The 12,083-nt window shown below is 65.4% G+C and carries 13 protein-coding genes; 5 read left to right on the forward strand and 8 right to left on the reverse strand.

Annotated features, from left to right (window positions below):
- The first annotated feature begins 10 nt into the window (after positions 1-10).
- Complete coding sequence (locus VNN77_08235; protein HXG51375.1) at positions 11-1,222, forward strand: hypothetical protein; 1,212 nt, start codon at positions 11-13, stop codon at positions 1,220-1,222.
- A gap of 136 nt (positions 1,223-1,358) precedes the next feature.
- Here VNN77_08235 and VNN77_08240 read toward each other — a convergent pair whose 3' ends face one another.
- The 7 genes from VNN77_08240 to VNN77_08270 all read right to left on the reverse strand — a co-directional run bounded on the left by VNN77_08240 (position 1,359) and on the right by VNN77_08270 (position 8,173).
- A complete protein-coding gene (locus VNN77_08240) occupies positions 1,359-1,667 on the reverse strand; it encodes a cupin domain-containing protein (protein HXG51376.1) in 309 nt (102 codons plus the stop codon).
- A 216-nt stretch (positions 1,668-1,883) separates the two neighbouring features.
- Positions 1,884-2,816 (reverse strand): exopolyphosphatase, encoded by a 933-nt coding sequence (locus tag VNN77_08245; GenBank protein HXG51377.1) that lies wholly within the window; start codon positions 2,814-2,816, stop codon positions 1,884-1,886.
- Positions 2,813-3,931 carry an alanine dehydrogenase gene (ald, locus tag VNN77_08250; GenBank protein HXG51378.1) on the reverse strand — a complete coding sequence of 373 codons (1,119 nt, stop codon included), beginning with the start codon at positions 3,929-3,931 and terminating at the stop codon, positions 2,813-2,815. Before ald ends, VNN77_08245 begins: the two co-directional genes overlap by 4 nt.
- Positions 3,932-4,204: 273 nt before the next feature.
- The gene (locus tag VNN77_08255; GenBank protein ID HXG51379.1) at positions 4,205-4,573 is read right to left on the reverse strand and encodes a DUF423 domain-containing protein; all 369 of its coding nucleotides are present in this window, start codon (positions 4,571-4,573) and stop codon (positions 4,205-4,207) included.
- Positions 4,574-4,851: 278 nt separating this feature from the next.
- Positions 4,852-6,327, reverse strand: a complete 1,476-nt coding sequence (locus VNN77_08260; GenBank protein ID HXG51380.1) for a hypothetical protein — start codon at positions 6,325-6,327, stop codon at positions 4,852-4,854.
- 38 nt (positions 6,328-6,365) lie between these two features.
- Entirely contained in the window at positions 6,366-7,223 is an 858-nt protein-coding gene (locus tag VNN77_08265; GenBank protein ID HXG51381.1) for an amidohydrolase family protein, read from the reverse strand.
- Positions 7,224-7,339: 116 nt separating this feature from the next.
- On the reverse strand, positions 7,340-8,173 hold the full coding sequence (locus tag VNN77_08270) for a hypothetical protein (protein ID HXG51382.1): 834 nt from the start codon (positions 8,171-8,173) through the stop codon (positions 7,340-7,342).
- 336 nt (positions 8,174-8,509) lie between these two features.
- Here VNN77_08270 and VNN77_08275 point away from each other — a divergent pair, with 336 nt between their 5' ends.
- A complete protein-coding gene (locus tag VNN77_08275; GenBank protein HXG51383.1) occupies positions 8,510-8,764 on the forward strand; it encodes a hypothetical protein in 255 nt (84 codons plus the stop codon).
- Between the two features lie 298 nt (positions 8,765-9,062).
- Here VNN77_08275 and VNN77_08280 read toward each other — a convergent pair whose 3' ends face one another.
- A complete protein-coding gene (locus VNN77_08280; GenBank protein HXG51384.1) occupies positions 9,063-9,206 on the reverse strand; it encodes a YHS domain-containing protein in 144 nt (47 codons plus the stop codon).
- A 214-nt stretch (positions 9,207-9,420) separates the two neighbouring features.
- On the opposite strand from VNN77_08280, the gene VNN77_08285 reads away from it, so the two are divergent.
- Genes VNN77_08285 through VNN77_08295 form a run of 3 tightly spaced genes read left to right on the forward strand, consistent with a single transcriptional unit; the run spans position 9,421 to position 12,045 of the window.
- Positions 9,421-10,272 (forward strand): ABC transporter permease, encoded by an 852-nt coding sequence (locus tag VNN77_08285; GenBank protein ID HXG51385.1) that lies wholly within the window; start codon positions 9,421-9,423, stop codon positions 10,270-10,272.
- Between the two features lie 2 nt (positions 10,273-10,274).
- A complete protein-coding gene (locus VNN77_08290; GenBank protein ID HXG51386.1) occupies positions 10,275-11,033 on the forward strand; it encodes an ABC transporter ATP-binding protein in 759 nt (252 codons plus the stop codon).
- Positions 11,034-11,058: 25 nt separating this feature from the next.
- On the forward strand, positions 11,059-12,045 hold the full coding sequence (locus tag VNN77_08295) for a PhnD/SsuA/transferrin family substrate-binding protein (protein HXG51387.1): 987 nt from the start codon (positions 11,059-11,061) through the stop codon (positions 12,043-12,045).
- Positions 12,046-12,083: the final 38 nt, after the last annotated feature.

The raw sequence follows: 12,083 nt of genomic DNA on the forward strand, positions 1-12,083 counted from the left end.
GCGCGTTGTTATGAGCGACGGAAAGTCCTCGTTGTCCGGGTTCATCGCCTTTATCGTCTTCGTCGCGCTCCAGGGATGCGCTCCGTTTCCGAAGGAAGGCGGCGCACCGGCACCGCCGGCGTCTCCCGCTCCCCCGCAGGAAGCTCCAACCCGGGAGGCGCCGGCGCCTCCCGGGCCCCCGTTCCGCGGTCCCGACACGCGCCCGTTCTTCATGGGGTTCACCCTGTGGCCCGCCGACCTTTCCGCCGAGGGGATCCGGGTGGCCCGCGAGTTCGCTCACGCGCACGGCGATATCGTATCGGTGACATTCATCGGAGGTATCCCGTGGCCCGAGGCCCTCGCCGACAAACCCTACTCGAAGGACGTTCAGGAAGCCATGAGTTACCGGCCGCCGGCCGGCAAGAAGCTCTTCCTGTCGATCTCGCCTCTCGACAAGGACCGCCGGGGGCTCGCGTCTTACTGGGGCGAGCGCGACAATCTTCCGCTCCCCCCGCCGTGGAGCAAGCAGCCGCTCAACAGCCCGAGCGTCAAGAAGGCTTACCTGAACTTCGCGCTGCGCTGCGTGCAGGCGATGCGGCCGGATTATCTCGCCATCGGGGTCGAGTCGAACGTGCTGCTGAGCCGTGACGCCGCCGGATGGCGCCAGCTGAAGGAGCTGCACCGGGAGACCTACCGCGCTCTCAAGAAAAAATACCCCGCCCTGCAGGTTTTCTTCACCACCGACGTGTTGCACTACAAGCGACTTGCCGGCGAGGCCAGGGGCGCGGACCAGGAACGTGAGGTCGCGGACCTGATGAGACAGAGCGATCTCTTCGCGATGAGCGCCTATCCGCACATGAGCCCCGCGGTGCCGCGGCCGGTGCCGGCGAACTTCTTCGCCTTCGCCTCGCGCTTCAAGAAACCCGTAGCGGTGTCCGAAAGCGGCATGACGTCACGCGACGTGCCGTTGCGCTCGTACGGAGTGACCCTCAAGGGATCGGAGGGCGACCAGCGCCAGTTCGCCGAGCTGCTGCTGTCCACGGCCGCTCGCGAAGGTTACGAGTTCGTGATCAACTTCGCGACCACGGACTCGGACAAGCTCGTGGCGAAGCTCCCGCCGTCGATGAGCGAGCTGGCCGGAATCTGGGCATACACCGGGATGCAGACTGCGGACGGGCGGCCGAAGCCCGCCCTGGCGGTCTGGGACGCCTACTTCAGGGCGAAGCTGGTACGGGTGTGGTGAAAAATGCGTTTCGGGTCTCGGCTCCCGGGTCTGCCGCGAACCGCAGCCCGGCCGCCCGGATCGTGTAGTGACTTTTCACGGCTTGCTTTCTCGGGCGAGAATGCAAACGCCGGACTCAGGACATCGGACACCCGGACTACCCCGCCTTGATCAACGCGTACCAGATCACGAGCTTGCCGGCGGTGAGCGCGGCAAAATCGTGCGGCACTCGCCGCGGGATGTGACACACGGTCCCGGGTGACAGCGGGAGCCGCCGGCCTCCCGCGCGCAGCCGCCCGCGCCCGCGCAGCACGTAGCAGACGACCTCGCGGTCGTGGTGCACGATTTGCTTCGGGTCGACCTTTCCGGTCGGGCGAAACTCGATCAGGCCGGAAGTGAAATTTTTCCCTTCGAAGAGAGTCCGGTGGCGGATCTCGTCGCCGAGCCGCGTCAGCCGTTCGAGCATCGAACGAATCCTGGCGACTTTCACACCGCTTCGGCGCTTCGCTTTCAAAGCCTTCGAGCCGTGCCGGCCCCTGCGGGCCGTTCATGGAGGTTCGCTTCGCTGCCGTTCAAACGGTTCGAACCGTTCGATCGCTGACGCTCCGTTCGAGCCGTTGCGGCGGGCGGGGCGGAAACGCAAGACCGCCGACCCTGGACCCGGACGCAGCCGGGCCCGGAATCACTCGGTAACGGCGGCGAGAATCTCCTCGAGCGTTCGATCCGCCTCGCTGTTCGGCACCCGGCACGATCCCACCACTTTGTGGCCGCCGCCGCCGTAGCGACGCAGCAGCTCGCCCACGTTGACGCGCGAGGTGGGATTGAAAATGTTGTAGCCGACGGAGATGGCGGTGGTGGCCTCGCGCTGGCTGTCGTCGGCGATCTTCACCGAGATATTTCCCGCCGGGAAAAGCGTGTAGACGAGAAAGCGGTTGCCGTCGGGAATCTCTCCCACCCCCCGCAGGTCGACGAAGATCACGTTGCGCCGCAGCGTCGTGCGCTCCAGCAGGATCCGCTTGAGCTTGTCCTGGTCTTCGAGAACCTGGCGGCAGCGCCGGGCGACCTCCGGGTCCTGCATAATCCGTTCCAGTGGCTCGTCGCGCAGCAGCGCGATCACGCGGAGCCAGTACGGCTCGTCCTGCGGGCGTTTTCCGTCGGTGGTCATGGAAATCAGGACGTAGCCTTCGGGATGGTTCACGTCTTCGGGCGTCAATTGCCCGGAGTCCACCCGATCGGTCTCGCGGAGCAGGTGGACGATACGCTCGGAGCGCAGAAAGGCCAGCCGCGCGGCGCCTTCCGGATCGCTCTCGTCGGAGATCTCCATATAGTACTCGCAGACCACCCGCGCGGCGCTGGGCGCCAGCCGGAACGCCCCTTTTCCCGGGATGATCGGACGCACAAAGTCCGGGGTCGTGTTCGTGATGTGGTGGTCGAACCACAGGGTGCAGCCCGGTTGATAGGGGAGGTTGGCGATGATATCGCCAGCCCGGATCTCGACGAGTCCGTCCTGCATGAATTTCGGCTCGACGAACAAATAGGAGTCGATCGGCTCGAATCGGGTGATCAGCGCCCCGCAAACGATGCCGTCGAAATCGGCCCGCGTGACGAGCCTCATGATTTCAGCACCTCCTCGACGGGCGTGAGCGCGAGGCCCAGCGCGGCGGCGACCCCGGGGTGCGTGATTTTGCCGGCGCAGGTGTTCAGCCCCCTGGCGAGCGCGGGATTGCGCTTGAGGGCCTGGACGACCCCGCGGTTGGCGATTTCCAGTCCGTAGGACAGCGTGGCGTTGGTGAGGGCGTATGTCGACGTGTTTGGAACGATCGCGGGCATGTTGGTCACGCAGTAATGCACGACGTCTTCCTCGACGTAGATCGGCGCGAGGTGCGACGTCGGCCGGGACGTTTCCGCGCATCCCCCTTGGTCGATCGAAATGTCGACGAACGCCGCCCCCGGCTTCATGAGCTTGACGACGTTGCGCGTGATCAGCTTGGGTGCTCTGGCGCCGGGGATCAAGACGGCGCCGATCACCAGGTCGGCGTCGACCACTTCCTCCTCGACGTTGGCCCGGTTGGACATCAGAGTGGTCACGTGACCGCCGAGGATGTCGTGAACGTAGCGCAGCTTGGTCGGATTGACGTCGAGAATGCTGACATAGGCGCCCACCCCGGCCGCAATCTGGCAGGCCGCCGTGCCGGCAATCCCGGCGCCGAGGATCACGACCTTTCCCGGCCGGACGCCGGACGCGCCCGCGAGAAGGATGCCGCGGCCGCCGTTTTCGGCCTGAAGGCACCAAGCTCCCACCTGGATCGAAAGACGCCCGGCGATCTCGCTCATGGGCATCAGCAGCGGCAGCGAGCCGTCTTCGAGCTGGATTGTTTCATAGGCGATGGCGGTGACCTTGCGGGCGAGCAGCTCGGAGGTGACGGTTTCGTTGGCGGCGAGGTGGAGGTAGGTGAAAAGGATGAGCCCTTCGTGCAGGTACGGAAACTCCGACGGCTGCGGTTCCTTGACTTTCATGATCAGCTCGGCCTGTTCCCAGACTTCCTTGGCGGAATCGACGATGGTCGCTCCGGCCCCGGCATAAGCCCGGTCGGCGATACCGCTCCCCAAGCCCGCGCCTTTTTCCACGAGAACGGTGTGGCCGCGGGAGACGAAAGCGGAAACGCCGCTCGGAGTCATCGCCACGCGGTTTTCTTCTTCCTTGATTTCTCGGGGAACCCCGACGATCATCAAATCAAAGGTACTGGAAGGCGTCGAGACAGTCAACGAAGAATGGATGGTTCGAGCCGTTCAAGCGGTTCAATCGCTTCGCTCGGTTCAAGCCGTTGCGGCGCGGAGCGCCCCTGTTCGAGCAACCGTGTTCGAAGTCAAGTGGTTCGAACGTGGATCTCCAACCGGCGTACCAGAAGCCTGGAACCGGAAACCGGAAACCGTCCCGCACGCCCTCGGCGTTCCTGGCGCGATTGAACTTTTCGGCTCACCGCTTACGGCACGCGCTGACGCTCATTGCCGCCAGGCGGACCAGGCGAGCAGCAACCAGCCGGCGAGAAAGGCGACTCCGCCGAGGGGCGTGATCATCCCGAGCCAGCGGGCCCCGGTTGTGCTGAGGAGGTAAAGACTTCCGGAGAAAACGACGATGCCGGCGACGAACAACCAGCCCGCCATCGCCGCAGCGCCCTGCGGCCAGCGCGAAAGCATAAAGGCGACGACGAAAAGCCCCAGCGAGTGGTACATCTGGTAGCGGACGCCGACCTCGAAGACGGCGAGCATCTCCGGGCTCAGGCGGGTCTTGAGGCCGTGAGCGGCGAACGCTCCGAGCGCGACGGCGAGGAACGCCGAGAGCGCGCCTGTCATCAGAAAGATCCGTTCCATGCTAGCGAGCTCGCAAGTGTGTAGACATCGTATCGCGGTGGCACGCGGCCGGAACCTTCCGACCGCGGTCAACAGGCCGGTGCCTCGCAGGCCGCCACGCTATCGCGCCGGCAGCCGGTAATCCGGCCACTCGGGCCGAACCGGGAGCTTTACGCTGCGGTGCCGCGCCCTTCAGGCCTCAGCCTCCTTTCGGTGGATGTCCGTCCGCTAACGAATCCCCGGGTCGATTCGGACGCGCCGTGAGGAAAGCGCCGGCGCGCGGGAAGCGCAGCCGGCGGTCAGGCGTCCGCGCCGGGCGAGCTGCGGCGGAGGGCGATGGACACGCCCCCTTTTCGCACCTCGATCCGCCGATACGAGGAGCGCTTGGCCAGCTCGTCGAGCAGGACGACGAGCGGCTTGCGCGCGGTAAGGTACTCTTTGGGGGCGCCCGCGGCTCGCGCCGCCTCGATCTCCTCGACGCTCAGGTTCCAGCGGAGCAGCAGCTCCTCGTCGGAGACTCCCTCCGCGTTCATTTTTTTACGGATCTCGCCGACCGTCGGCTCGGGCGGCCGCCACTCGGCCCATTCGCGCGCGCGGGGGCGATCGAGAATTTTCGCCTTGACCTCGGGATCCATCAGCTCGGCCCCTTCACGCCCCCAGTAGCCGAGCGCGTACTGGATGATCTGGTCGGTGACCTCCTTGTAGCGCTCGCCGACGATCACGTTGATCGCCGCCTGGCTGCCGACGAACTGGGAAAGAGGGGTGACCATGATCGGGTAGCCCAGCTCGGCGCGAACCCGCATCGTCTCCTCCAGGGCCTGGTCGATCTTGTGCTCCATCCCCACCTTGCGCAGCTGGAACCGCAGGTTCGAGATCATTCCGCCCGGCACCTGATGGAGATACTGCGTGTAGTCGTACTCCACCGGCGCCCCGATCGGAAAGCCCTCGCGCTTGGCGATGATCGTGAAATGCTCGGAGACCGGCCTGAGCACCTCTTCGTCGATCAGCGTACGGTAGCCGAGCGCCCGGAGATTTCTGGCCACGTTGAAAAGCGACGGGTTCGACGATCCGTCGGCGAGAGGAGGAATCGCGGTGTTGACGACCCGGATGCCGAGCCTGACCGCCTCCAGGCAGCAAAGCGGCCCCAGCCCCGTCGTGCAATGCGTGTGCAGCTCGACCGGAGTCCCGCCGGCGTTGGCGAAGATGACCGGGACGAGGGTTTTCACCCGCTCGGGCGTGAGGAGGCCGCCCGGATCCTTCAGGCACAGCCGATTGACCCCGAGCGACGCGGCTTGCCGCGTGCGCTCGGCGAAATAGTCGTCGGTGTGCTTGGGGGAGACGGAATAGATCAGGTTGATGACCGGATTGATGCCGACGTCGCGCGCCACCTGGGTTTTCCACCGCCAGCCCTCGAGGTCGTTCCACTCTTCCGAGATCCGCGCCTCGCGGATCCCGTTGGCCGCCATGCGTTCCATGAACAGGCGGTACATCGATTTCGGCGTGAGGTCGAACGCGCTGAACCGCCCCGCGTTCAGGCGCAGCGGGGTTCGCGTGATCCGCTCGCGCATCAGGCGAACGCGCATCCACGGATCTTCCTTGAGCTCGCGCACGCATTTCTTGAGGTGCGAGCTGGAGATCAGCTCGATGGCGTCGAATCCCGCCCGATCCAGACGCTCGGCCACGGGCAGCATCATGCCCGTGGTCATGTTTTCCGCCCACAGGCTCTGATGGCCGTCCCGGATCGTGGTGTCGACGAACCGGATGCCCTCGCTCATGGCTCTATCCGCCCCCGTTTCGGCCCCGAACGAGCCCCCTAGATGTTCAGGTTAAAGAATTTCTTGGCGTTGTCGAGCATGATCTTCTTTCGCACCTCGGGCTTGATGTTGCACTGCTGGAACTCTTCCAGCCAGCGCTCGACGCTGATCGCCGGCCAGTCCGAGCCGAACATCGCCTTGTCCTGCAGCAAAGTGTTGATGTTGTGCAGGAGCTCGGCGGGGAAGTACTTGGGCGCCCAGCCCGAGAGATCGATGTAGTAGTTGGCCTTGTGGCGCGCGATGGCGAGGCTTTCCGCGGTCCACGGCCAGGTGGGATGGGCGCTGATGATCTTCAGCTCCGGAAAGTCGGCGGCGACGTCGTCCAGCGCGATGGGCTGGCTGTACTTGAGCTTGACACCCATGCCCCCCGGCGTTCCCGCTCCGGCCGCGGCCATCCCGCCGTGGAAGAGAACCGGCAGGCCGAGCTTCGCGCACTCTTCCCACAGGGGGTAGAACCGGACGTCGTTCGGGAAAAAATGCTGCCGTGCGGGGTTCAGCTCGCCGATGCCGTGCAGGCCGAGATCCTTGCAGCGGCGAATCTCGTCGAGGGCGAGCCGTCCCGTCCAGGGATCGATCGCGCCGAAGGCGAGAAAGACGTCCGGATGCTTCTTGACCGCTCCCGCGACGTGGTCGTTGGGGACGGGCGGCAGCCCGGTTACGGTCTCGTCGCGCGTGTTCATGAGCACCGCCATCATCTTGCGGGCCCGGTACTGGTCCGCCAGCTCGTCGATCGAAACCGGGGGGCGTTCGCGTCCGAAATAGCGCGCCATCTGTTGGGTGCGGGCGCCTTTCGCCTTTTGCGTCACCTCATCCGAAAGGTGGATGTGAACGTCGATCGCCACGATGTCCGAAGCCATGGTTCCTCCTTATTTTCCGTCCGTGCGGAACGAGATCGGATCGTTCTTCGCCGATCCACTGCATTCTTATTGCATCGACCGCCGCCGGTTGCAACCGAAGCGCGGCGGCTCGGCGGCTAGGGCCGGGCCGCGCCGCGCCGTTCCAGCCGGATGGAAAGGCCTCCCTTGCTGACGTGGATCCGATTGTAGTCGCTTCGCTTCGACAGCTCCTCGAGGAGATCGACGAGCGGCCGGCCGGGAGGGGCGTATTCAAGGGGACGGGGGTTGGCGCGCATGGCGTCAATGTCCTCCTTGCCGACGATCCAGCGGAGCAGGAGCTCCTCGTCGGAGACTCCCTCCGCCCCGAGACGCCGCCGCATCGCGTCCGGAGTGGGATCGTCGGGCGTCCAGGCCGCCCACTCGCGCGCTCTCGGGCGGTCCAGGATCCTGTCCTTCACGTTGGGGTCCATGTCCCGGCTTCCCTCGGCGCCGGCGTGGCCCAGGGCGTACTTGATCACCTGGTCGGTGACCTCCTTGTAGCGCTCGCCGACGATCACGTTGATCGCCGCCTGGCTGCCGACGAACTGGGAAAGAGGGGTGACCATGATCGGGTAGCCGAACTCGGCCCGCACGCGGATGGTCTCTTCGAGGGCTTCGGGAAACTTGTGCTCGAGCCCCACCTTGCGGAGCTGGTGGCGGAGGTTGGAGAGCATGCCGCCGGGGACCTGGTGCTGGTACTGCGTGTAGTCGTACTCCACCGGCGCGCCGATCGTGAAGCCTTCGCGCCTGGCGATCGCGGTAAAATGGCTCGAGACCGGCCGCAGGACCTCCTCGTCGATGGCCGTGTCGTACCCCAGAGCGCGGGCGTTCCTGGCGACGTTGAAGAGCGAGGGGTTCGAGGAGTCGTCCGCCAGAGGCGGCAGCGCGGTGTTGATCGAGCGTATTCCCAGCTTGATCCTTCGATGCAGCACAGGGGGCCGAGCCCGGTCGTGCAATGCGTGTGCAGCTCGACCGGAATCCCGCCGGCGTTGGCGAAGATGACCGGGACGAGCGTCCGCATGCGCTCGGGCGTGAGCAATCCGCCCGGGTCCTTGAGGCAGAGACGGTAAGGCTTGAGCGAGGCGGCCTGGCGGGTTCTTTCGGCGTAGTAATCGTCGGTATGCTTGGGCGAGACCGAGTAGATGAGGTTGAGGATCACGCGCATCCCCACGGAGTGGGCGACTCCGACCCTGAACTTCCATCCTCCGTAGTCGTTCCACTCGTCCGAGATCCGCGCCTCGCGCACCCCGTTGGCGAACATGCGCTCGATGAACAGGCGGTACATGCAGGGCGGATTGTACTCGAAAGTGTTGACGCGGCCGGCGATCACCCGCAGCGGCGTCCGGGTGATTCTCTGGGCCATCAAACGCACGCGCTCCCAGGGATCTTCCCGGAGCTCGCGCACGGTCTTCTTGAGATGCGAGCCGGAGATCAGCTCGATGCCTTCGAAGCCCGCGCGGTCCAGGTTCTCGGCGACGGGCAGCATCATGCCCGTGGTCATGTTTTCCGCCCAGAGGCTCTGATGGCCGTCGCGGATCGTGGTGTCGACGAAGCGAATGGTCTCCATGCGTCCTCCGCTGGGCGGGATCATAGGAAGTCGGGACCGATAATTCAACGATGCGGCGACCCCCGGGCGGCGCGGACGCGCTCCGGCGGAAGGCCTCGAGGTTCGAAGGTCGGGGAGAATCTCGGAGACGCGGCTCGGCGAGATTTCCGATCGGGCCGGGCCGAGGAGCTCGAGAACGTGTCCGTTGGGGTCGCCGGAAGTCAATACCGCGGCGCCCCCTGCGGGAGCCCGGTCGGCGGCCGTGACCGCGGTCCCTATTTCAGGTACTTCTCCGGATCTCGATCGAACTTCTCCTTGCAGCTCCTGCAACAGAAGAAGTAAGTGCGGCCCTTGTATTCGCTGGTGCCGGCCGCCTTTTGTTCTTCGACGTTCATGCCGCAGACCGGATCCTTTGCCATGAGTTTTTCCTTTCTTTCGGTCCTTTTTGAAGGCCTCGCCCGGACAAAGGTATCAAAATTTCCGGTTGCAAACGAGCCCGCTCCGATGCCGGCCGGAGGATTTCCTGGCAGGCCGGGGGGAATCTCTGAGGCAGGGCCGGCGCGCTCGCGTTGACAGACCACCCTGCCCGCCATAGGATTGGCCGGACCGGGCGCCTTCTCTTCGATCACGCCGATGAAACAGGAATCGCTCTCGATTTCCGGCAAAACCGAATCCGAGGCCGAAGATCTGGCGCCCGCGCGCGGGGGCCGCGGACGGGAAGCGGCTCGGGATGTCGCGCTTCGCGTCGGCTCGATCTTCGCGATGCTCCTGAGCTGGTGGGTGCTCAGCCTTTTCTTCCCGCCGACGCTCGTGCCCAAGCCGTGGGCGACGCTCGAAGAGGTCGGCGCGATCATCGCTTCGGGAACGTTCTTCTCCGAGATGGGGAGCACGCTGCGGCGGGTTTTCGTCGGTTTCGCCATCGCGATGGCGGGCAGCGTACCGTTGGGAATCCTGATGGGGACGTCGCGGAGCCTGGAAAGCTTCTTCGAGCCGCCGGTCATCCTGGGCCTTACGATGCCAGGCCTGATCTGGGCGGTCCTGATGATCATGTTCTTCGGCCTCACGGAAACCAGCGCGTACGCCGCGGTGGCGGTCACGATTCTTCCCATGCTGACGATCAGCCTGTGGCAGGGGACCAAGGCGATCGACAAGGACCTCATCGACATGAGCAAGGCCTTCCACGCGAGCGCGTGGTCGAAGGTCGCGGACGTCATCCTGCCGCAGCTCGTGGCCCACATCCTCGCGGCGGTCCGGTACGGCCTCGGCCTGGCCTGGAAAGTGGTGGTCGTGGTGGAGATGTTCGGCTTCAGTAACGGCGTGGGCTATCAGGTGGTGCGCGGGTTCAACGTCTTTTCCATGAAAACCGTCCTGGCCTGGGCGATCACGTTCTTGATCGTGATGATCGTGATCGAGTTCGGCATCATCGGCTGGCTCGAGCGCCTGGTTACCCGCTGGCGGCCGCGGGTCGAGGCCTGGAGGCGTTGACGATGGCTTACGTGCGGGTCGAGGACGCGGCGAAGTTTTTCCCGCGCGAGGACGGCCGCCCGATGCTCGTCCTGGACCGCGTGTCGTTCGAGACCCGCGAGCACGGCATCACCTGCCTTCTGGGGCCGTCGGGGTGCGGCAAGTCGACGCTCCTCAACGCGGTCTCCGGGCTCGAGCCGCTCGACGGCGGCAAGGTCGAGGTGGTGGCGGGGGCAGGCGAGAGCGGGGGAGGGCGAAGCGCCCGCATCGGCTACGTGTTCCAGGACGCCCGCCTGCTCAACTGGAAGCGGGTCGAGGACAACATCGTCTTCGCCCTGAAGGGGATGAAAGTGGAACGGCGCAAGTGGGGAGAGCGGGTGGAGCGCTACCTGTCGCTCGTCGGCCTCTGGGAATTTCGCAAGCAGTACCCGCTCTACCTCTCGGGCGGCATGCGCCAGCGGGCCGGGCTGGCGCGGGCGCTGGCGGTCGAGCCCGAGGTGCTGCTCATGGACGAGCCGTACAGCAAGCTCGATCAGCTGACGGCCCGCCGGCTGCGGGAGGACACGCTCGCCATCTGCGCGCGCCTCGGACAGACGGCGCTCCTGGTCACGCACGACGTGGAAGAGGCGGCCTACATGGGCGATCGGATCGTGATCCTTTCCGCCCGTCCGGCGCGCGTCGTGGAGATCTTCGAGAATCCCTTCCGCCCGCTGGAAAGGGACACCGACGACGCCGGCTTCATCGCGTTCAAGAGAAAGCTGCTCCAGACGGTGCTCGCCTGAAGAGAGAGAGGAGGTTCGATTGCAGATGTTGCCGGGTAGATTGCGAAGATGGGGGGCGGCGGCCCTGGTCGCCGCGGTTTTCACGTCGGGGCCGGCCTCGGGCGCGGAGCTGCCCGCCGTGGAGGTGGGGCTGCCGCAGGACGGGCTTTTCGGGCTCGGCGGTCAGTACATCATCGACCACGGCCTCGACCGGCGAAACGGCTTCGTCATGAAGCCCCGGTGGGCGGGCGTGCCGGAGATCCAGCGCCTCCTCGGCATCCAGGCGATCTCCGTGGGCCTGATGACCCCGGAGGCGGGTTTGCGGGCGAATCTCGCCGGAGTGCCGATGCGCCTGATCCAGCCGTATCAAACATCGCACATGTTCGTCCTGGTGCGCAGCAACTCGCCGTACCGTTCCGTGGAAGACCTCAAGGGAAAGCCGGTCGCGCTCACTCCCGAGGTGACCACGCTGTACAACCTCTTCGATTTCATCATGCGAAAGAAGGGCGCGAGCATCGAAAAGGACTTCCAGCTCAAGAAGCTCGGCGGGCCGGGAATCATCGCCGTGCTCGAAAAAGGAGACGTCGAGGCGGGTTTGATCTGGGAGGCGCACGTCTCGCGGCTGGTGACGACGGGAAAGTACCGGACCATCATGAGCCTGAGAGACGAGATGAACAGGCTCTTGAGCACGAAAATCCTGCCGGTCGTGTGGCTGGGGGCGCTCGAGCCATGGGTCCGGGCCAACGGTGCCCTCGTAGCCAGTCTGCGCGCCGCCTGGACCGAAGCATACCGCGGCGTCCAGAAGGACGAAGGGCACTTCAAGAAATACGCGAAGCGGTTCTTCGGCCTGGAGCGCGCGGAAGACCTCGGGCCCGCATGGCAGCGCACGAGGGCCTTCCTGCTGCCGGAAGAGTTCAAGTGGCCGGAAGCGGCCACCCTGAAGGCGATGCAGACCTTCCTGCGCGAGGGGACGGCGCTCGGCATGTTCCCGAAGGAAGCCGAGAGCCACATCGAGCCGCTGTTCACGCCTTAGCAGAGGGCCGGTGCTCGCCGCTTCCCCCGCGAAAGTGC

Source organism: Candidatus Zixiibacteriota bacterium (assembly GCA_035574315.1).
Classification (GTDB): Bacteria; Desulfobacterota; Binatia; order UBA9968; family UBA9968; genus DATLYW01.